A 20,748-nucleotide genomic window follows, 5' to 3' on the forward strand; every position below is an offset into this window, starting at 1 on the left:
CCTCACCTAGGTATGCACCACCTCGTGCCGCATCACGAATGGGGCGAGCAGCGTGTGCACCTCGCCGGCGACGATTTCGCGCTGGCCGGCCGGCAGCCCGGCGAGCGTCACGGTCGCGATCGAGCCGTGGCTGCCGTGCGCGCCGACCTTCACCTTGCAGTCGATGCCGCGCTCGGTGAGCGGCGTCAGCACCTTGGTGAACACGCGTTGCGCCGCGTCCCAGCGCAGCTGCGGCTTGAACACCTTGCCGACGCCGGTGACCGGCATCGGATCGATCGGGATGACCTGCACCGGAACGGCAGCACGCTCAGGCGTGCGCTCGCGCACCCAAGTCTCGAGCTCACCCGGCTCGACGCTCGCGCCCGGCTTCAGCTGCACATAACCCACCGGAAGCTCGCCGGCATAGGCGTCGGGCTGTCCGACCACCGCGGCGAAGCCGACGGCGGGATGGCGGAACATGATCTCCTCGATCGGCGCCGGATCGATGTTATGCCCGCCGCGGATCACGAGATCCTTGGCGCGGCCGGTGATCCAGAGATAGCCGTCGGCATCGAGCCGCCCGAGATCGCCCGAATTGACCCAGACCTCGTCGACGAAGGCGCCCTTGTTGTGCTCGTCGTTGAGATAGCCGCCGAACACGCCGGGCCCGGCCATGATGACGACGCCGATCTCGTCGGGCTTGCAGTCGCGGATCAGGTGGCCGTCAGCATCCAGCTGCACGATGCGCACGCGCGCGTAAGGCATGGGAAGGCCGACCGAGCCGAGCCGGATCGGCCGTGACGGATAAGCGAGCGTGTGCACGCTCGAGGTCTCGGTCATGCCGTAGACCTCGACAACCGGCAGCTTGAGCTTGTCCTGGATCGCAGAGCCCACCGCGACGGGGATCGCGGAGCCGCCGCCGGCGGCATATTTCAGGCTGGAGATGTCGGCATTGCCAGGTGGCACCCCGAGCGCTGCCGCGAGCACCGTCGGCACGCTCGACAGCGCCTCCGGCCTATAGCGCTCGACCAGCCCCCAGATGTTCTTGACCGAATTCGGATTGCGCCAGCCGCTCGGCGACAGCACGACCAGCGAGCCGCCGCTCGACAGCATCAGCAGCACCTGCGTCAACGATCCTCCGACGTGAAACAGCGGCATGCCGAACAGCAGATTGGCGCCGGGCTTCCCCTTCAGCAGAAGATTAAGCGCCCAGGCCTGATAGACCTGGTTGGCGTGAGTGTGCCGCACCAGCTTCGGCGTGCCGGTGGTGCCGCCGGTGTGGAAATAGGCGGCGATGTCGGTGCCCGAAATCTTGCGCCCGCTGACAAGCCGGTCGGAGGGCTGCTGCTTGATCAGATCGTTGAACGCAAAGATGCCCTTGTCGGGATCGCCGCCGCCGAACACCTGCACGATCGCCTTGAGGTGCTTGAGCTGCGGGCGGATCTGCTCGACCTTCTGCCAGATGTCGGTGCCCGGCATCGGCCCGAGCGCCACGAGGACTTTGGTGTTCGCAGCTTCCAGGATTTCCGCGATCTGATGCGGCTCGAGCAGCGGATTGACGGGATTGGCGATGCCGGCCGCCTCGGCACCGAGCAGCGTCACGAAGGCATCGGGCACCAGCGGCAGCATGAAGCTGACGACGTCGTCTTTTTCGACGCCGAGCGCGTGAAACATGTTGGCCGCCTGGGTCACGCGTGCGATCAGATCGCGATACGTGACCACCACCGGCGTATCGGCCGGATCGGCATTTTGCAGGAACTGGATCGCCGCACCGTCGGGATTGAGCGCCGCGCCGAGCCTGACGGCATCATAGGTGCTCGCGGCGGCGACGCGATCGGCATAAGGGACCTGCTCGAAAGCCCGAACCTCTGCGTCCGTGAAAAAGTCGGGGTAGTCGTCGCCGATGAATCGATCGAGCGCGTGGATGCCCGCCATGGAATTCCGTCCTCCCTCAGATGCATGTCCCCGCCCGCTGTCTTTTGACGTTTGGTTCAGGCGGAGCCTCGACCGATGGCCGGTCGAGCGCGGACAGAATGATGGATGATTTGGCGTTCGTCCATGGCTTAGCGGCTACGGTCGTAGCACTCGGGTTCACGGCGTTTGAACCTTCGCTGCCGATCGGGGCACCAAGAACAAGCATTGGATTCGTCTGTCAGCGTCCTGCCGCAAGACTCGAGGTGATCATGACCACGCCCCTGCGGGACCGCATCGCCCGGCTGTTCGCTGCGCTCGCCATGACATCGATGATCACGGCGTCGGCGATCGCCCTGCCCCGCGCGGCGCTCGCCGAGGACAGCCAGTTCGACAAGATGCGCACCAGGATCGCCGCGTTCGTCGGCGACAAGATGCAGAAGCTCGGCGGCTCGCGCATCGTCTACAAGGTCGACACCGACGGCCTGCGCGAGAGCGTGGTCACGGACTTGCGCGACGACGTCTACAAGATCCTGCGCGAGGGCAAGATCGCGTTCTCCGGCCTCGCGATCCGCGATGGCGGGGTCGAGGCGAAGATTGCCGATGCCAAGGGCCGCGACGAGCTGAAGCGCAAGCTCGCCGCAGCCGCGGAAGGATTGCCGTCGCATGCACTCGCCGTGACCGACGCCGGCGACGGGCTGATCAGGCTCGCGCCGACCGATGCCGCCTCCGCCGCACGGCTGCGCGAGCTGGTCGAGGATTCCGTCGCCATGATCGAGCAGCGCCTCAAGGACGCCGACATCACGCTCGCGAGCGTCCAGCCCGACGGGACCGACCGCATCCGCATCTTCATCCCGGGAATGATGGAACCGGAGCACGTGACCGCGATCTTCGCGACGAAGGTCAAGGTCAGCTTCCGCATGGTCGACATCTCGATGTCGGCAGAGCAGGCGCAATCGGGCACGCCGCCGGCGGGCACGGAAGTCCTGCTCGGTTTCAAGGACAAGCGCCCCTATCTGGTTGCCAAGGACAGCGCGATTGACGGCGACGACATCAGCTATGCCGGCCCGGGATTTGCCAGCGGCACGAAGGACCCGATCGCCTCGTTCCGCTTCAACGGCCGCGGCACGCGCCGCTTCGCACACGTCACCGAGGAGAACATCGGAAAGCCCTTCGCCATCGTGCTCGACGGCAAGGTGATCTCCGCCCCCGTGATCCGCGAGCCCATCACCGGCGGCTCGGGCCAGATCTCCGGCAATTTCACGCTGGAGGAAGCGAGCAGCGTCGCCATGCTGCTGCGCGCCGGCGCGCTGCCGGGGCACCTTGCCCTGGTCGGGCAGCAGGTCGTGCAGCCCGCCGCCAAGCCGTAACGCCAAGATCGCCTCGCGCCCGCCTCGCCGAGGCGCCCAGGATCGACCACGCCGGCGCCCGTTCCGGCTCCCGAATCACGGGCACTTCAAATACGCCCAACCAAGGGGCAATTGCCGAAACGCCCGATCAGGCTAAAATTTGCCTCTTGCGGCAGGGCGACCGAAGGCTTCATTTCAAGCGGTCGTCATTCGATTTCGGCTATAGCTGTCGCGAATACCGACCAGGACTGAAGGCCTTACGCGGGGTTAGTACCATGCCGTCCGGCAGCGCAGACATTTCGTCGATCCTCGACCGCATCCTCGACGCGGCGACGGATAACCTCAGGATCGCGAAGATCCTGGTCCAGATGGGCCTCGATCCCAACAACGTCACCTACGACGCGATCTTCAACCGGCTGCTGGAGATCTTCGTCCACAACATCACGCTCGCCAATCTGTTTGCCGCGGTCGGCGCCGGCTTCTTCGTCGCCACCCTCTTGATGCGGACGATGGTGCCCCTGCGAGTCGCCAACATGATCGGCTGCGCGTTCTTTGCCATTTTCGGTGCGCTCTCCGCCAACGTCTCGACGTTCCTGCTGTATCTGCTGCTGCTTCCGATCAACGCCCTGCGCCTGCGGCAGATGCTCAAGCTGGTCAAGAAAGCGCGTCATGCCGCCGAAGGCGACATGTCGATCGAGTGGCTGAAGCCGTTCATGACCGAGCGCAAATATCGCCGCGGCGACACGCTGTTCAAGCTGGGCGATCCGGCCAAGGAGATGCTCCTCACCGTCACCGGCAAGTTCCTGGTCAAGGAGATTAGCGTCGAGATCGGGCCAGGCGCGCTGATGGGCGAGCTCGGCTTCCTCACGCCGGACAACCGCCGCACCGGAACGATCGAATGCATCGAGGACGGCCAGGTGCTGACGATCACCTATGACCGCCTGCTCGAGATCTATTTCCAGGACCCGCAGTTCGGCTACTATTTCCTGGTGCTGACCAGCCAGCGCCTGCTGCAGAACATCGATCGCTTGCAGAAGCAGCTGGCCAGCGCGCGGGCGACCACCACCAACAGGATCGCCTGACCCGCCGCTCAGCTCAGGAGCAGCGCCATGCCCGGATCGCCCTTCTCCATCGCGCGCCGGTAGGCCGGCCTCGCACTGACCCGGCCGAGATATTTGACCACGTTCGGGCAGCGCTGGAGATCATAAGGCTGGAAGTAGCGCATCGTGGTGAGCGAGAAGCCGATCATGATGTCGGCGGCGGTGAAGGCCTTGCCCGCCAGATATTCGGCATCGCGCACGCGCGCATCGACCAGATCGAACGCGCGATCGACCCGCGCCCTGGTCGCGGCCAGCATCGGATTGTCGTCGGCAAGCTTGAGCCGGTTCAGCATCATCAGCCGGCCCATGCCGGCCTGCAGCGTGCCGTTGGCGAAGTGAAACCAGTACAGGAACTGCGCGAAGTCGGGATCGTCAGGGCGGAGCGCGAGACGGCCGTTGCCATGCTTGGCCATGATGTAATCGACGATGGCGCCGGATTCGGCGAGCACGAGATCGCCATCATGAATGACCGGCGCCGCTCCGATCGGGTGCAGCGCCTTGTAATCAGGTGGCGCGAGCATGGTGACGGAATCGCGGGTGTAGCGCTTCAGCTCGTAGGCAAGTTCGAGCTCCTCGCAGAGCCACACGATGCGCTCGGACTGCGACTTGCCGAGATGATGGACGGTGAGCATGGGGTCTTCCTGAGACTGTTGGATCAGTCGTGACGCGACATCATAGCATCACCGTCACCCTGAGGTGGCCGCTTCTTCAGCGGCCCTCGAAGGGCGACGGCCCGGCTCTCTCTGCGCGGCTGCAGCGGTGGCCGCTCATCCTTCGAGGCTCCCCATGGGACGCTCTGCGTCCCACGTCTCGCACCTCCAGCGACATCCGCTTCGCGGTTGCGCAGGGATGACGGATTGAGCACACACTATGCCCGCCCTACCTCGCCTCGTCCGCCACCATCCGCGCTACGACGCGGTCGCGGCGGATGAAGTGGTGCCAGAGGGCGGCGACCACGTGAAGCGTGATCAGCGCGAGCAGCACATAGGCAAACAGGATGTGGCGGTCCTCATAGGCGTTCGCCGCCGTACGATCCGGCGTGGTGAATTGCGGCACGTGAAACAGGCCGAAGAAGTCCGAATAGTCCGGCGAGTGCGCGCCGGAATGCGCCCAGCCGAGCATGATGACGACGATCACGGCGAGATAGAGCGCGCCGTGGCTGATGCGGGCGGCGAGCTTCTGCCAGGGCTGGCTGTCGGCCGGCAGTGTCGGCGTCGGGTTGATGACGCGCCAGACCAGGCGCAGCAGCGTGAGCAGCAGGATCACATAGCCGATGTCGGCATGGATCGAGCGATAGAAGAAGCGGTCCGGCCGCGCCGGGATGTGGTTCATCCACCAGCCGAAGCCGATCATGCCGACGATGGCCAGCGCCAGGATCCAGTGCAGCCACCGGGAAACGCTGCCCCAGCCGGCATTTGTGTTTCTGATCATGTCAGCCCCCGGAATTTTGCGGATATGCCCCCGATCCGCAGTGCAATATCGCTGCCTGATAGCGGGACAATGCGGCAAACGCGAAATTGAATCGTTCCAAATTGCCGGCGGGGCCGGCCCGCCGCAAAACCGCCCCAAAAACCGAATGGTAACCATGGCGAGCTAGGGTAAAGCTGTGACCAATTCCTCGACGATCCTGGTGTTCGATTCCGGCCTTGGCGGGCTCACGGTGCTGCGTGAGGTCGTGGCCGCGCGCCCGGACGCGCATTACGTCTACGTCGCCGACGACGCCTTCTTCCCCTACGGCCACCACAGCGAGGACGAGCTCGTCGCCCGCGTCGTGCCGCTGATGGGGGAGCTGATCGGCACCCATGATCCTGACCTCGTCGTCATCGCCTGCAACACGGCGTCCACCCTGGTCCTATCGCATTTGCGCGCCGCTTATTCCCTGCCCTTCGTCGGCACCGTGCCGGCGATCAAGCCGGCCTGCGCGCAGTCGAAGACCCGCCGCGTCTCGGTGCTCGGCACCAAGGGCACCGTGAAGCGCGAATACACCAAGGCGCTGATCCGCGATTTCGCGCAAGGCTGCGAGGTGACGCTGGTCGGCTCGCCCGAACTCGCTTCGCTCGCCGAAGCCGAGCTGAGCGGTCATCCGATCAGTGACGACGCCATCCGCGCCGAGCTCGCGCCCTGCTTCGTCGGCGCGGAGGCGGGCGCGCGCACCGATACGGTCGTGCTCGCATGCACCCATTACCCGCTGTTGCTCGACCGGCTGAAGAAGCTCGCGCCCTGGCCCGTCGACTGGATCGACCCGGCCCCCGCCATTGCCCGCCGAGTCTCCGACCTTCTCGGCGCGAGCGTCAGCGGCATCGCGCAGTCCGGCGCCGAGATGATCTTCACCTCGAACCGCGTGCATGGCCTTTCCGCAACCTTGACGCCGTTCTTCGGCGGGCGCGCGGTGGCCTGACTTTTCGCAGACACGGCGCGCTGCTAGGCTTTGCCGTCGTCATCTCTGCGCAGGTCATCCCATGCCGGTCCCCGCAAAGCCGCTCAATCGCCTCCGCCAATTGTGGAGCGAGGGCCGTCCCGCCTTCGGCGCGATCGCGACCATCCCCAGTGTGCAGATGGTGCAGATCATGGCGCGCTCGCTCGACTGGATCATCGTCGATCTCGAGCACGGCCCGATCGGCCTCACCGAAGCGCATGCGATGATCGCGGCGACGACAGGCACGCCGTGCACGCCCCTGGTGCGGATTGCGGCGAACGAGCCGTGGCTTGCGAAAGCGCCGATGGACATCGGCGCCTTCGGCATCAATTTCCCGATGATCACCAATCGCGACGAGGCCGAGAAGGCGGTGCGTAGCGTACGCTACCCGCCGCGCGGCGATCGGCTCTGGGGTCCATTCCACGCACCGTTCCGCTGGGGCCAGTCGATGCCTGATTATATGGCTTCTGCCGACGACGAGATGATCTGCATGGTCACCATCGAGCATGTCGATGCCGTCAACCGCATCGACGAGATCATGGCGACGCCCGGCATCGACGTCGCCGTGATCGGGCCCGGCGATCTCGCCACCTCCATCAACAAGCGCGGCCGGATGGACGATCCAGAATTGCTGGAGCTGGTCGCCCGCGCGGAAGCTGGCATCCTCAGAAGCGGCGTGCCGATCGGCGGCGTCGCCCGCACCGCCGACCAGGCCAACGAGCTGATCGACCGCGGCTACCGCGCGATCGCGCTCGGCTTCGACTGGTCTCTCTTCCAGCGCGGCATCATGGCGGCGTTCGACGGGATCAGGCGCTGAGCAGCCGATTACCACCTTGCCGGGAACTGCCGCGCTGCTAGGGTCGGCGGCTCCAGGGAGGAAAAACAACCATGCTCAAGAAGACTTTGCTCGCTCTGTCCTTCGCAGGCCTTGCCTTTGCGGCCTTCGCCCAGCAGCCCGGCATCAAGCGCACCCCGCTCCAGAAGGTCGAATTTCCAGACGGCTACAACACCATCACCGCGATCGCGGAAGTCCCGGCGGGCGGCGCGGCCGGACGCCATACCCATCCGGGGATCGAGACCGGCTACGTGCTCGAAGGCGAGTTGACCCTCCTCATCGATGGTCAGCCGGACAAGACCCTGAAAGCCGGCGATTCCTACCAGATCCCGGCCGGCGTCGTGCACGACGCCAAGGCTCATGGCGATAAGTCCATGAAAGTGCTTGGAGTTTACGTCGTCGACAAGACCAAGCCGTTGGCCTCGCCGGCGCCCTGATGCGGCGAACCGACTGCTCCCGAGCGGGTTGGTTCGTGCTAGAGCAGGCGGCGAGCGGGACCCCGCTCGCTGCCCAAATTTTCATCCACAGGAACCGAAAGAGCCGATGCGCGGGACGCCCAAGACCATTTCGCTGCGCCGCCGCCTGATTTGCGACCTCATGCACGCCTCGATGGACGTGCCGTTCGTCTCGCTCTCCCGTTCACTCAATGTCCGCCCGCTGCTGGAGGCCCGCGCGGGGGCGATGGCGCCCGCCGGCTGGGCCGCGATGTTCGTGAAAGCCTTTGCCGTGGTCGCCAGGGACGAGCCGGTCCTGCGCACGGTCTACGCCAAATGGCCCTGGCCGACGCTCTACGAGCTCCCCCATAGCGTAGCGTCGGTCGCGATCGCCCGGGCCGATGACGGCGAGGAATGCGTGATGCCGCAGCGGATCGCGGCTCCCGAGGCCATGACGCTGGCGGCGGTCGATGCCGAGATCCGGCGCGCCAAGACGGCCCCGGTCGACGATGTTCCGATGTTCCGCAAGATCATGCGCGCCACCCGCCTGCCGCTGCCATTGCGGCGGCTGTGCTGGGCCGTGGGCCTCAATTTCGGCCGGCAGCGCGGCAACTGGTTCGGCAGCTTCGCCGTGAGCTCGGTGGCCGCCTATGGCGGCGGCGAGCTCCACCCGATCACGCCCGGCCCCTTCATCGTCAGCTATGGGGTGGTCGAGGGCGACCAGACCATCCATGTCGTGATCCGCTGGGACCACCGGGTGACCGACGCGGCCCCCGTCGCCCGGGTCCTGACCCGGCTGGAACAGGTCCTGAACACTGAAATCGCTGCCGAATTACGGACGGCCGGGCCAAAGCCGATCCGGGCGGTCGGGACATAGGTACGTCGTTCCGGGGCGGCTCGCAGAGCCGAACCCGGAACCTCGAGATTCCCAGGTGCGCAATTGCGCACCATAGTTCGCTCTACGAGCGCCCCGGAATGACGGGCTAAAGAATTGACAGCGAACCCCGAACTCCCCTAAAAGCCGCCTGCTCGCGGGCCGATTTCGGCCCGCGAAGCGTTTCGCGACCCGTGGTCGGCTCCCTCTAGCTTTGGGGATCGGACCTGTCGGTGCCGGGATCATCCCGTCACACAGGAGGGCGCGTTTCCTCAAACCATGCAACCGAAGAGGACGCGATGACTAAGCGCAGTGAGGCGAAGTACAAGATCGATCGCCGTATGGGCCAGAACATCTGGGGCCGCCCGAAGAGCCCCGTTAACCGCCGCGAATACGGCCCCGGCCAGCACGGCCAGCGCCGCAAGGGCAAGCTCTCGGACTTCGGCGTGCAGCTGCGCGCCAAGCAGAAGCTGAAGGGCTACTACGCCAACATCAGCGAGCGTCAGTTCCACGGCATCTATGTCGAGGCGAGCCGCCTCAAGGGTGACACCGGCGAGAACCTGATCGGCCTCCTCGAGCGTCGTCTCGACGCGGTCGTGTACCGCGCCAAGTTCGTCTCCACGATCTTCGCTGCCCGCCAGTTCATCAACCACGGCCACGTCAAGGTGAACGGCCGCAAGGTCAACATCTCGAGCTACCAGCTCAAGGTCGGCGACGTGATCGAGGTCAAGGAAGCCTCAAAGCAGCTCACCCACGTGCTCGAAGCCAGCCAGCTGCCCGAGCGCGAGGTCCCCGACTATCTCGAAGTCGACCACGGCAAGATGACCGCCAAGTATGTGCGCATCCCCGGCCTCTCCGACGTGCCGTTCCCGGTGCAGATGGAGCCGCATCTGGTCGTCGAATTCTATTCGCGCTAAGATCTGAATATCGAAAGGCCCCGGTTCGCCGGGGCCTTTTTGCTTAAGAGCCACACTTCAGTGGCCGTTATGCCTTCAGGAGGCGTCGCATGCTCTACACCCCTCCCCCGATCGATCCCAAGGCGCCGCCGGTGCGCATCAATCTGCTCTCGGATACGCAGACCAAGCCGACGGCTGCGATGCGCGAGGCGATGGCGCGGGCGGAGGTCGGTGACGAGCAGGTCGGCGACGATCCGACCGTGAATGCGCTGTGCGAGCGCGTTGCGGATCTGCTCGGCAAGGAAGCGGCGGTCTACATGCCCTCGGGCACAATGTGCAACGTCACCGCGACGCTGGTGCATTGCCGTCCCGGCGACGAGATTCTGGCGCATGAGACCGCGCACATCATCGCCCGCGAAGGCGGCGCGCATGCCGCGATCGGCGGTTTTCAAGTGACGCAGCTCAAGGGGCCCGACGGCCAGTTCACGCCGGAGACCTTTCGCAAGGCGCTGCATCCGCGCACACGCTACCAGCCGCCACAGACCGTCGTCAGCGTCGAGCAGACCGCCAATATCGGCGGCGGCACGATCTGGAAGAAGGCCGCGCTCGACGAGATCGTCGCGATCGCGAAACAGCACGGCCTCGTCACCCACATGGACGGCGCGCGCCTCCTCAACGCCACCGTCGCGAGCGGCATCTCCCCGCGCGACATGACCGCGGGCTGGGATTCGGCCTGGATCGATTTCTCCAAGGGCCTCGGTGCGCCGATCGGCGGCGTGCTCGCAGGCACGCGCGCCTTCATCGACGCGGTCTGGCAGTGGAAGCAGCGCCTCGGCGGCTCGATGCGGCAGGCCGGCGTTTGCGCCGCCGCCTGCATCTACGCGCTCGACCATCACGTCGACCGCCTCGCCGACGACCACGCCAATGCGCGCGCGCTTGCCCGCGGTCTGTCGCAGATATCAGGCATCGAGGTGCAGGAGCCCGAGACCAATCTCGTGTTCTTCAGGCCGGACGGCGCCGGCGTTGCCGGCGACAAGATGGTCGCGGCGCTGCGCCAGCGCGGCGTCACGCTCGCGATGATGGACGGCCGCATCCGCGCCTGCACCCATCTCGACGTCAATGCGAGCCAGGTCGAGGAGACGATCGGGTATGTGCGCGAGATCGTGCGCGGTGCATGAGTCCCGTAGCCCGGATGGAGCGCAGCGAAATCCGGGGCAGTCTTTCTGTCGGCGCTAATCCCGGATTACGCTTCGCTCTATCCGGGGCTACAAGGCAGCACCCTCGCGCTCACCGCCCCATCGCCTGATAGATCAGCGTCTTCAGCGCCAGCTGAATCCGGCCGCGCTGCGACGGCGTCTGCACCATGAAGATCCCGAACAGATCGTCCTCGGGATCGATGAAGAAGAACGTGCCGCCGACGCCGTCCCAGCGATATTCGCCGAGCGGCCATGAGGTGCCTGATGGCACCGAAGTACGGACGGCGAAGCCGAGGCCGAAGCCGCTCGTCCCACCGGGATAATAGTTCCGGTCGTGCCCGATCCTGGTCTCGGGCCCGATATGGTCCGACGCCATCAGCGCGATGGTCTCTGGCTTGAGATAGCGGCGGCCGTCATACGTGCCGCCGTTCAGCAGCATCTGCGCGAAACGGGCGTAGTCGCCGATCGTGCCGACCATGCCGCCGCCGCCCGACTCCCATTTCAGCGGCAGCCTGATGTCGCGCACCTGCGTCGTCGGATTGATGTTGCGATCCGCCGGCATCGGCTCGGCAATGCGCGCGAACTTTTTGGGATCGGCGACGAAGAACGCGGTCTCGCTCATGCCGAGCGGATCGAGCAGCCGCTCCTTCTCGAACTGGAGCAGCGTCTTCCCCGACGCCACCTCGACGACGCGGCCGAGCACGTCGGTGGAATAGCCGTAGTCCCACATCGTGCCGGGCTGCTCGACCAGCGGCAGCGTGGCGATCTTCGCGGCGAACTCGGCATTGCTGAGATTGCTGTTGAAGAGATTGGCCTCGGCATAGAGCTCGCGCACCATGCCGCCGCCGACATAGCCGTAAGGCAGCCCGGAGGTGTGGCGCATCAAATCCTTGATCGTGACCGGACGATTCACCGGCTCCAGCACCAGCGAGACCTTGCCGTCCTCGGCCTTTGTCTCGACGCCGACCTTCATCGTGCCGAAGGCCGGAATGTACTTGGCGACGGGATCATCGAGCGAGAGCTTGCCCTCCTCGACCAGCATCATCGCCATAACCGATGTGATCGGCTTCGACATCGAGTAGAGACGGAAGATCGTGTCCGCGCTCATCGAAAGCTCGGTCGCAACGTCGCGGACGCCGAAATTCTCGTAATAGACCGGCTTGCCATGCTGCTGGAGCAGCAGGATCGCGCCTGGAAACGTGCCGGCGGCGATCTCGCTCCGGATGTAATCCGAGACCTTTGCCAAACGTTCGGGCGAGAGATTGTGCGCGCCGCGCCCCTCCGAGCCCGCCTGCGCACCGACTGCACCCAACAAAAGGACGAGCGCCGCAATCAGCGTGCGGCGCCCGAACCTGTCAATTCTCCATGGCTTCATAGACCAACTGCTTCAATGTCCGCTGCACGCGCTGGCGCTCGGTGGGGGTCTGTTCGAGCAGGACGAAGAACATGTCCTGCTTGGGGTCGATCACGAAATAGCAGCCGGAGGCGCCGTCCCACTTCAATTCCCCGAGATCGCCGGGCGGCGGCGGCTTTGCGTTGCCGGGATCGGTGCGGACCGCGAGCCCAAGGCCGAAGCCGAAACCATCGCCGGGGAAGTAGAAATAGTCGCGATCGACGCCTGATTTCGGCCCGATCTGGTCGGTCACCATCAGCTTGAACGTCTCGGGCTTGAGGATGGTCTTGCCGTCGAGACTGCCGCCGTTGAGCAGCATCCGCGCAAAGCGCTCATAATCGGCCATGGTCGTGACCATGCCGCCGCTGGCGAACAGGATCTTCTTGACGACGGTCGGATCGTTGATCCGGCCAACCCGGAAATCGCTGTCGTTCGGCACCGGCTGCGCCAGCAGCTTCTGCTTCTCGGGAGCGGTGACGAAAAAGCCGGTATCGACCATGCCGAGCGGACCGAGCAGCGTCTCCTGCTCGATATCGAGCAGCGGCTTGCCTGCCGCGACTTCCATCACGCGCGCCAGAATGTCGGTGGAATGGCCGTATTGCCAGAGCGCGCCGGGTTGATTGTGCAGCGGCAGCTTGGCGATGCGCTCGGCGAACTCGGCGAGGTCGAAATCGCCGTCATAGATCTTGGCATCGCGATAGGCCTTGCGGACCAGGCTGTCACCATAGAATCCGTAGGTGACGCCCGAAGTATGCGTCATCAGATCCTTCACCGTCATGGGGCGGTTCGGTGGCACCAGCTCGAGCGACTTGGTACCGTCGTCAGCCTTCTTCTCGACGCCGACCTTCACATTGGCGAAGGACGGGATGTACTTGGAGACGGGATCGTCAAGCTTGATCTTGCCGTCCTCGAGCATTTTCATCGCGACCACCGAAGTGATCGCCTTGCTCATCGAGAACAGGCGGAAGATCGTCTTGTCGGTGATCGGCGCTTTGCTGACCACATCCTGCACGCCGAAGGCTTCGTGATAGACCGGCTTGCCGTGCTGCTTGATCAGCACGGTTGCGCCGGCGATCTTGCCGGTCGCAACTTCGTTCTTGAAGAAGTCGCTGATCTTGCCGAGCTTCTCCTGGTTGAAGTGCGCGCCGGCCGGAATCTCGTAAGTGCCCTCGGCGCGCGCGAACGACGTCGCACTCAACGACACCAGCGCGCTGCAAACCAGCGCACGCAATCCAGATTTTGAAATCATATCCCCTCCCCGGAACATGGCCAGCCGGAGTGTACCGGCCGCGCCATCAGGCACAAGGGCTGGCGTAGCGCGCCAAAACGTCCGTATGGAGGGCGGCGCTCGCCTCCGAGAAACAGCAGAATATGACGCGGCCGACCAGCGGCGCGGCCGGCAGGGCGTCAATGGTCGTATGGACCGCGATCTTCGCGGCCCGGTCGGCCGGAAAGCGGTAAATACCAGTCGAAATCGCGGGGAATGCCACCGAGGTCAGCTCGTGCTTGCCGCACAGCTCCATCGAACGGCGATAGCAGGAGGCGAGCAAATCATCCTCGCCGATTGTGCCGCCATTCCAGACCGGCCCGACGGTGTGGATCACATGCGCGGCCTTGAGGCGGTAGCCCTTGGTGATCTTGGCATCGCCGGTCTTGCAGCCGTGGAGCATGCGGCATTCGGCGACGAGCTCGGGCCCGGCCGCCCGATGGATCGCACCATCGACGCCGCCCCCGCCAAGGAGCGACGAATTTGCGGCGTTGACGATGGCGTCAACGCCGAGTGTGGTGATGTCGGCAACGATGACCTCGAGCTCCGCGCCGCCAATCCGGCGCGTCAGCGCGGTCACGCCTCAGGCCGCGACAGCGACGCCCTTTTCGGTGAAGAGCTGCTGCAATTCGCCGGCCTGGAACATCTCGCGGACGATGTCGCAGCCGCCGATGAACTCGCCCTTCACATAGAGCTGCGGGATGGTCGGCCAGTTCGAATATTCCTTGATGCCGTTGCGCAGCTCGGCGGATTCGAGAACGTTGAGGCCCTTATAGCCGACGCCGATGTGGTCGAGGATCTGGACGACCTGGCCGGAGAAACCGCACTGCGGAAATTGCGGCGTGCCCTTCATGAACAGAACCACGTCGTTCGACTTCACTTCGTTGGCGATGAATTCCTCGATGCTCATATCCGTGTCCTTCTGGGGCGGAGCCCTCAACGATTCCCTCGGGCCGGCTCAGCCGATCTAACCCGATCCTTGCCTATATATGTAGCCCAAACCGTTGTGCATCCAAAGTAAAATGGCGGCGACGGCCGGCCGGGACCGCCCCGGGCCGATAGGCTGATGACACTAATATTAACGGCGGGGAGGACTTTTATCCCGTAACGGAGGCCCCATCTAGGACGAACCTCGGTTTTGGAACCGGGCAACGCCAACAACGTTCTCTTGTTCTGTCTGGAGAAAAACGTGACGAAAACAGCCTCCGCCACGGCCACCGCCCCGCTTTCGTCACTGTCCTCCGCCCCCGGCAACCTCGCCCAGCGGCTCCAGGACGCGTATCTTGCCGTCCGCAACGAGACCGAGCGCCGGGCCGCCCCGCTGTCGCCTGAGGACCAGCAGATCCAGTCCATGCCGGATGCGAGCCCGGCGAAATGGCACCGGGCTCATACCACCTGGTTCTGGGAGCAGTTTCTGCTCGGCGAGCACGCCCCCGGCTACCGGCCCTTCCACCCCGACTTCGCCTTCCTGTTCAATTCCTATTACGTCAGCGCCGGCCCGCGTCATGCCCGTAATCATCGCGGCGACATCACACGTCCCAGCGCGGACGAGGTCGGCGCCTATCGCCGCTATGTCGATGCGGCGGTCGTCAAATTCTTCCGCGAGGCCGCTGAGGACAAGCTTCGCTCCGTCGCGCCGCTGGTCGAGGTCGGGCTCAACCACGAGCAGCAGCATCAGGAATTGATGTTCACCGACATCCTGCACGCCTTCGCGCAGAACCCCGTCTACCCGGCCTATGATCCGGACTGGCGCTTCCCGTCCGCGACCGGCAGCAGCGAGGACTGGCTGACGCTGAACGAAGGCATCCACACCGTCGGCCACGTCCACGACAGTTTTCATTTCGACAACGAGAAGCCGGCGCATCGGGCCCTCGTCGGACCGGTCAGGATCGCCCGCAATCTCGTCACCAATGCCGAATGGCTCGCCTTCATGCGCGACGGCGGCTACGCGAAAGCAACGCTGTGGCTCATGGACGGCTTTGCCGCGGCCAGCAAGGAAGACTGGCAGGCGCCCGGCCATTGGCGCGAGGTCGATGGCGGATGGCAGGTGATGACGCTCGCCGGGCTCAAGCCGGTCGATCCGGACGCGCCGGTCTGCCACATCAGCTACTACGAAGCCGATGCCTTCGCGCGCTGGGCCGGCAAGCACCTGCCGACCGAGATGGAATGGGAAGTCGCGGCTCGCACGGGCCAGCTCAACGACGCCTTCGGCATCGTCTGGCAGTGGTCGCGTTCTTCGTACTCGCCCTATCCCGGCTACCGCGCCATCGAAGGCGCGCTCGGAGAATATAACGGCAAGTTCATGGTCAATCAGCTGGTGCTGCGCGGCTCCTCGCTTGCAACTCCCGAGGGCCACAGCCGTATCACCTATCGCAACTTCTTCTATCCGCACCACCGCTGGCAGTTCACGGGCCTGCGGCTCGCCCAGTACGACTAGTTCTTATCCGACGACAATGCGCGCCGGACAGCGCGTTCAGGAGAGTATCATGAATGTGCACGCCAGCGCTTTGGCTGAAGCCCATCTGCCCGACGAACAGACCACCGCTTTCGCTCGCGAGGCCATCGAGGACCTCTCGCAGCAGCCGAAAAAGCTGTCGCCGAAATATTTCTATGACGCGACCGGCTCGGAGCTGTTCGAGGCGATCACGAAGCTTCCGGAATATTACCCGACCCGCACCGAGCTATCGATCCTGAGGGAGCGCGGCAGCGAGATCGCAAAAATCATTCCGGAGCACGCGGCGCTGGTCGAGTTCGGTGCCGGCGCGACCACGAAGGTCCGCCTGCTGCTCAACCATTGCAAGTTCTCGGCCTATGTCCCCGTCGACATCTCCGGCGACTTCCTGACGGCGCAGGCCAACGGCTTGAAGCGGGATTTTCCAGCGCTCGGCATCTATCCCGTCGCGGCCGACTTCACCACGCCGTTCGAACTGCCCAAGGCTGTCGCGTCGATGCCCAAGGTCGGCTTCTTCCCGGGCTCGACCATCGGCAATTTCGAGCCGCAAGAGGCGCAGGCCTTCCTGAAGAGTGCCCGCCAGATCCTGGGCAAGGGTGCGCAGATGATCATCGGCGCCGATCTCGAGAAGGACGAGCGCGTGCTCTTCGATGCCTATAATGACGCCGCTGGTGTCACCGCGCGTTTCAACCTCAATGTGCTCGTGCGCATCAACCGCGAGCTCGGCGGCAATTTCGATCTCTCCGCCTTCACCCACCGCGCGATCTACAATCGCGAGCGGCACCGCATCGAGATGCACCTGATCAGCAAGAAGAGCCAGACCGTGCGCCTGCTCGGCACCAGCTTCTCCTTCCGCCCGGGCGAGAGCATCCACACCGAGAACAGTTATAAATACAGCATCGAGCGCTTCGCGGCGCTGGCGCACGGCGCCGGCTGGCGCGTGCGCGAGAGCTGGACCGATGCGGCCAAGATGTTCTCGGTGCACGCGCTCGAGGTCGCGGAGTAAACGCTTCGGCCGTCACTTGCGGCGCATCCTTCGAGACGCCCGCCTTCGGCGGGCTCCTCAGGATGAGGACGGAGTGCGGGGCAGCAGGTTCAACGGGTACCTATGCTGATTAGCCTCGTCCTGAGGAGACCGCGCAGCGGTCGTCTCGAAGGACGAGGCGTGCGCTCCGGCCGCCCGCGCTCTAACGCTCCTCAGCCTCCTCCGCCGTCGACCCCAGCGACACCGACTCCCACACCGCGACCACGATCATGATCACGCTGGTCGCGACCGACAGCCAGAGCGGCGAGAGGTCGGCGGCGAACCACCACAGCGCCAGCAGCAGGATGATGCCGATGCCGTGCGAGAGCTGGAGGAAGCCGCGGATCGAGTGCTTGAACAGGATGGTGCCGATCAGGAACAGCAGGGGACCGCCGATCGTGCTCACGATGGTGCGCAGATCGGAATGGCCGGTCGGATGCTTCAGCACCAGCTCGTCCGAGACTGCGGTCAGGATGATGCCGGCGACGATCGGCATGTGCAGATAGGTATAGGCGAGTCGCGCCAAGCGGCCGGATTCGGCAGATTTCGAGATGCGCTCTGAGCCGGCTTCGGCGCCCTTGTGGAAATAGACCCACCACATCGCGATGCTGCCGACCAGCGCCGCAACGAAGGCCAGGATATTGTCCGCGGTCCACTCCAGCTCGGCAAAGGTCGCGCCGTTGACGACGATGGCTTCACCGAGCGCGATGATGATGAAGCCGGCGCAGCGTTCGGCCATGTGGCCGCCCTCGACGGCCCAGGCCTCGACCGACGAAAAGCCCAGCTTCGGCACCCAGAAGCGGACCGCCGGCGAGACGTACTCGATCGTGAGCGCCACGATCCAGAACCACAGCCGCTGCTCCCCATGCGCGAGGCCACCGAGGATCCAGAAGACCGCGGAGCCGCAGAGCCAGACCAGGATGCGGATCGCGTTGTGCCGCACCGCAGTGCGGTGGCGCGGGGTTGCGAACATCCAGAACGCGGTGCGCCCGACCTGCATGGTCGCGTAGGCGATCGCGAACCACAGGCCCCGCCCCTCGAAGGCGGTCGGGATCGTCGTCGACAGCACGAGCCCGCCAAGCATCATCAGGAAGAGCAGGATGCGGACCGGCGTCAGCTCGGGATTGAGCCAGTTGGTGACCCAGGCGGTGTAGACCCACACCCACCACACCGCGAGGAACAGCAGCGTGACCTCGACCGCGCCGAGCGGCGTGAAATGGTGCAGCAGCGTGTGCGACACCTGCGTGATCGCAAACACGAAGACGAGGTCGAAGAACAGCTCGGCATTGGTGACGCGGCTGTGCTGGTTCGGCACGATGACGCGAAACATCGCGCCGCGCGGATTGTCCGCAGCCATCGTCGTCCCCCGTCGCGCTGGTCAGATCAGGTGCTCGTCAATCAGGCCCAGTCGGGTCAAGTCCCCGGCACCCCGGTCTGCAGCGCCAGCGCATGCAGCACGCCGCCCATCTGGCCGCGCAGGGACTGATAGACGATCTGGTGCTGCTGGACGCGGGACTTGCCGCGGAAAGATTCCGAGATCACGGTCGCGGCGTAGTGGTCGCCATCGCCGGCGAGGTCTCGGATGGTCACCTCGGCATCGGGGATTGCTGCCTTGATCATCGCCTCGATATCGTGGGCGTCCATGGGCATTCGGGTCTAGCTCCTTAATCTCGGCTTGGATCAAGCCTCACCGTCGAATCGCTGCCGGGGTCCCCTCGCCGGCAGGGACAAACTTAGCGTGAACGGGCTTCTGCGTCACGCTTTCCGGCACTATATCCCTCATCCCATCAGGATAAAGGCACGACAAAGTGCCGCGCGCGGCAGATTGATCGAAAAGGCGTGAAATCATGAAGCTTCCAGGGCCCGACCACCCCATCACCATCACCCAAAACCCCCGGCGCGTCCGCGTCACGGCGGGCGACATCGTGATCGCCGAGACCAGCAGGGCGCTGACCCTGAAGGAGGCCAAATATCCGGCAGTGCAATATGTGCCGCGGGAGGACGCCAACATGGCGCTCCTGGAGCGCACTAACCGCGTCACGCACTGTCCCTACAAGGGCGATGCGAGCTATTACAGCGTCAAGGCCAACGGCGAGACGCTGGACAACGCGATCTGGACCTATGAGACGCCCTACCCCGCGATGACCGAGATTTCCGGCCATCTCGCCTTCTATCCGGACAAGGTGAAGATCGAGGAAGTGGGGTAAGCTCATAGGTGCTGTGACCCCGGGGGACGACACGGATCGCCTCCCCGCGTCGACTCAAGGCACGCGATGCCGCGCAAGGCCGCAAGACTGATTGGGGTCTCGTTGCTGGGATTGGCCGGCGTCCTCGTTATCGTGGCCGCTGCCGGGCTGGGTGTTCGTGCCTATCGTCAGCATCTTGCTGCCGAAACTCTCGCGATCCGCTCGCCGAACGGCGTGCAGGAGGGTGCATACGTCGACATCGGCGGCATCAAGCAATGGATCCAGATCCGCGGCGAGGATCGGGACAACCCGGTTCTCCTGTTCGTCCACGGCGGGCCTGGAGGCTCCACTTTGCCGATCTCGTCGGGGTGGCGCCCCTGGGAAAAGCATTTCACCGTTGTCCAATGGGACCAGCGCGGCGCCGGCCGCACCTATGGCGCCGCTGGAGATGCGCTTGCGCCAACCATGACGTTGGAGCGAATGACGCAGGACGGCATCGAGCTGGTCGAGTATCTGCGAAACCATCTACACAAGGACAAGATTGTCCTGGTCGGGCATTCCTGGGGCTCGTTCCTGGGCATTCACATCGTCAAGCAGCGCCCGGATCTGTTTTATGCCTATGTCGGCACGGGACAGGTGGTCGGCAGGGTGACATTCGAGAAGTCATTCGAACTTGCGATCACGCATCTGCAAGAGTTGGCGCAGTCCGCAAGCAACAGCGAGGCCCTGGCGGAGTTGGCGCCAATCGTTGCGCGACCTCAGATTACGCCACAGAACCGACTGGTTGCAGACAAATGGAGCAAGTCACTGGGGCTGCCCTCGATCGAGAGCTTCCAGTTGGCGGGCCCCGTCCCACCCCCATTTATGCCGGATTTCTCGCTGCTCGACTGGTACAACTGGCGCAAAGGCATGACCTTCTCCGCAAAATATCTGCGCGGACGAGAAGGCCCCATGTTCAAGCGCGACGTCGCCGCACTGGGGCTCGCATTTCCGATCCCGGTGGTCTTCATTGAGGGCGATGCGGACTACAACACGCCGAGCGGGCCGGCCGAACAGCTCTTCAATCAGATCATCGCTCCGCATAAGGAATTCGTCCGGGTGCGCGGCGGGGGTCATTTCATTCCATTCGATCGTCCCGACGAGTTCTTGGCGGAACTGGTCGCCTACGTCAGACCTCTCGTGCCAAATTGAACGGCCGGCCTGAGGGCCGGCACGTCCTGTCAGGTGTCGCGTCAGCCCGGCTGCGCCCTGAAGATCGTGAGCCCGAGGATCAGCAGCACCAGGAAGATCACGACGAAGATATAGAACAGGAAGCGGGCGATATCGGCGGAGGCGGCCGAGATGCCGGTGAAGCCGAGCACGCCGGCTACGATCGAGACAAGTAAGAAGATCAGCGCCCATTTCAGGATCGTCATCGGCAGCTCCAACTCTGGTGC

At 64.6% G+C, this 20,748-nt stretch carries 22 protein-coding genes; 12 read left to right on the top strand and 10 right to left on the bottom strand.

The window, feature by feature from the left end:
• Positions 1-6 precede the first annotated feature (6 nt).
• Complete coding sequence (locus WN72_RS31190) at positions 7-1,914, bottom strand: acyl-CoA synthetase (protein WP_027560219.1); 1,908 nt, start codon at positions 1,912-1,914, stop codon at positions 7-9.
• A 248-nt stretch (positions 1,915-2,162) separates the two neighbouring features.
• On the opposite strand from WN72_RS31190, the gene WN72_RS31195 reads away from it, so the two are divergent.
• On the top strand, positions 2,163-3,260 hold the full coding sequence (locus WN72_RS31195) for a SecDF P1 head subdomain-containing protein (RefSeq protein ID WP_092213811.1): 1,098 nt from the start codon (positions 2,163-2,165) through the stop codon (positions 3,258-3,260).
• Between the two features lie 254 nt (positions 3,261-3,514).
• Entirely contained in the window at positions 3,515-4,321 is an 807-nt protein-coding gene (locus WN72_RS31200; protein WP_092213511.1) for a Crp/Fnr family transcriptional regulator, read from the top strand.
• A gap of 8 nt (positions 4,322-4,329) precedes the next feature.
• Here WN72_RS31200 and WN72_RS31205 read toward each other — a convergent pair whose 3' ends face one another.
• Together WN72_RS31205 and WN72_RS31210 are read right to left on the bottom strand one after the other, a co-directional pair.
• Complete coding sequence (locus tag WN72_RS31205; RefSeq protein WP_092213509.1) at positions 4,330-4,971, bottom strand: glutathione S-transferase family protein; 642 nt, start codon at positions 4,969-4,971, stop codon at positions 4,330-4,332.
• Between the two features lie 247 nt (positions 4,972-5,218).
• A complete protein-coding gene (locus WN72_RS31210) occupies positions 5,219-5,770 on the bottom strand; it encodes a cytochrome b (protein ID WP_027560223.1) in 552 nt (183 codons plus the stop codon).
• Positions 5,771-5,945: 175 nt separating this feature from the next.
• Here WN72_RS31210 and murI point away from each other — a divergent pair, with 175 nt between their 5' ends.
• The 6 genes from murI (at position 5,946) to WN72_RS31240 (ending at position 10,972) form a co-directional block, all read left to right on the top strand.
• Complete coding sequence (gene murI, locus WN72_RS31215) at positions 5,946-6,737, top strand: glutamate racemase (RefSeq protein ID WP_092213507.1); 792 nt, start codon at positions 5,946-5,948, stop codon at positions 6,735-6,737.
• A 61-nt stretch (positions 6,738-6,798) separates the two neighbouring features.
• A complete protein-coding gene (locus tag WN72_RS31220; protein ID WP_092213505.1) occupies positions 6,799-7,572 on the top strand; it encodes an HpcH/HpaI aldolase family protein in 774 nt (257 codons plus the stop codon).
• 71 nt (positions 7,573-7,643) lie between these two features.
• Positions 7,644-8,027: a cupin domain-containing protein gene (locus WN72_RS31225; protein WP_027560226.1), complete on the top strand. Its 384-nt coding sequence runs from the start codon at positions 7,644-7,646 to the stop codon at positions 8,025-8,027.
• A gap of 106 nt (positions 8,028-8,133) precedes the next feature.
• Complete coding sequence (locus WN72_RS31230) at positions 8,134-8,901, top strand: acyltransferase (RefSeq protein WP_092213503.1); 768 nt, start codon at positions 8,134-8,136, stop codon at positions 8,899-8,901.
• A 296-nt stretch (positions 8,902-9,197) separates the two neighbouring features.
• Positions 9,198-9,815: a 30S ribosomal protein S4 gene (rpsD, locus tag WN72_RS31235; protein ID WP_027560228.1), complete on the top strand. Its 618-nt coding sequence runs from the start codon at positions 9,198-9,200 to the stop codon at positions 9,813-9,815.
• 89 nt (positions 9,816-9,904) lie between these two features.
• Positions 9,905-10,972, top strand: coding sequence for a threonine aldolase family protein (locus tag WN72_RS31240; protein ID WP_092213501.1), 1,068 nt, complete (start codon positions 9,905-9,907; stop codon positions 10,970-10,972).
• Positions 10,973-11,081: 109 nt separating this feature from the next.
• On the opposite strand, the gene WN72_RS31245 is transcribed toward WN72_RS31240, so the two are convergent.
• Genes WN72_RS31245 through grxD form a run of 4 tightly spaced genes read right to left on the bottom strand, consistent with a single transcriptional unit; the run spans position 11,082 to position 14,560 of the window.
• Positions 11,082-12,365: a serine hydrolase domain-containing protein gene (locus tag WN72_RS31245; RefSeq protein ID WP_092213499.1), complete on the bottom strand. Its 1,284-nt coding sequence runs from the start codon at positions 12,363-12,365 to the stop codon at positions 11,082-11,084.
• Positions 12,346-13,632, bottom strand: a complete 1,287-nt coding sequence (locus tag WN72_RS31250; RefSeq protein ID WP_167380660.1) for a serine hydrolase domain-containing protein — start codon at positions 13,630-13,632, stop codon at positions 12,346-12,348. The genes WN72_RS31245 and WN72_RS31250 overlap by 20 nt, the downstream gene beginning before the upstream one ends.
• A gap of 46 nt (positions 13,633-13,678) precedes the next feature.
• Positions 13,679-14,230, bottom strand: coding sequence for an O-acetyl-ADP-ribose deacetylase (locus tag WN72_RS31255; protein WP_027560232.1), 552 nt, complete (start codon positions 14,228-14,230; stop codon positions 13,679-13,681).
• A 3-nt stretch (positions 14,231-14,233) separates the two neighbouring features.
• Positions 14,234-14,560, bottom strand: coding sequence for a Grx4 family monothiol glutaredoxin (gene grxD, locus WN72_RS31260; protein ID WP_027560233.1), 327 nt, complete (start codon positions 14,558-14,560; stop codon positions 14,234-14,236).
• Positions 14,561-14,788: 228 nt separating this feature from the next.
• On the opposite strand from grxD, the gene egtB reads away from it, so the two are divergent.
• Positions 14,789-16,087, top strand: coding sequence for an ergothioneine biosynthesis protein EgtB (egtB, locus tag WN72_RS31265; RefSeq protein ID WP_167380659.1), 1,299 nt, complete (start codon positions 14,789-14,791; stop codon positions 16,085-16,087).
• A gap of 49 nt (positions 16,088-16,136) precedes the next feature.
• Complete coding sequence (gene egtD, locus WN72_RS31270; protein ID WP_027560235.1) at positions 16,137-17,108, top strand: L-histidine N(alpha)-methyltransferase; 972 nt, start codon at positions 16,137-16,139, stop codon at positions 17,106-17,108.
• 181 nt (positions 17,109-17,289) lie between these two features.
• Here the strand turns inward: egtD and WN72_RS31275 are convergent, their stop codons facing one another.
• A complete protein-coding gene (locus WN72_RS31275) occupies positions 17,290-18,483 on the bottom strand; it encodes a low temperature requirement protein A (RefSeq protein ID WP_092213493.1) in 1,194 nt (397 codons plus the stop codon).
• A 56-nt stretch (positions 18,484-18,539) separates the two neighbouring features.
• The gene (locus WN72_RS31280; RefSeq protein WP_011088461.1) at positions 18,540-18,776 is read right to left on the bottom strand and encodes a BolA family protein; all 237 of its coding nucleotides are present in this window, start codon (positions 18,774-18,776) and stop codon (positions 18,540-18,542) included.
• 197 nt (positions 18,777-18,973) lie between these two features.
• On the opposite strand from WN72_RS31280, the gene WN72_RS31285 reads away from it, so the two are divergent.
• Together WN72_RS31285 and WN72_RS31290 are read left to right on the top strand one after the other, a co-directional pair.
• Positions 18,974-19,333 carry a DUF427 domain-containing protein gene (locus WN72_RS31285; RefSeq protein WP_027560237.1) on the top strand — a complete coding sequence of 120 codons (360 nt, stop codon included), beginning with the start codon at positions 18,974-18,976 and terminating at the stop codon, positions 19,331-19,333.
• 66 nt (positions 19,334-19,399) lie between these two features.
• Positions 19,400-20,503, top strand: coding sequence for an alpha/beta fold hydrolase (locus tag WN72_RS31290; protein WP_092213491.1), 1,104 nt, complete (start codon positions 19,400-19,402; stop codon positions 20,501-20,503).
• Positions 20,504-20,544: 41 nt separating this feature from the next.
• On the opposite strand, the gene WN72_RS31295 is transcribed toward WN72_RS31290, so the two are convergent.
• Complete coding sequence (locus tag WN72_RS31295; RefSeq protein WP_092213807.1) at positions 20,545-20,727, bottom strand: DUF1328 domain-containing protein; 183 nt, start codon at positions 20,725-20,727, stop codon at positions 20,545-20,547.
• Between the last annotated feature and the right edge of the window lie 21 nt (positions 20,728-20,748).

The sequence above is a fragment of the Bradyrhizobium arachidis genome (assembly GCF_015291705.1).
In the GTDB taxonomy this organism is placed as follows: domain Bacteria; phylum Pseudomonadota; class Alphaproteobacteria; order Rhizobiales; family Xanthobacteraceae; genus Bradyrhizobium; species Bradyrhizobium arachidis.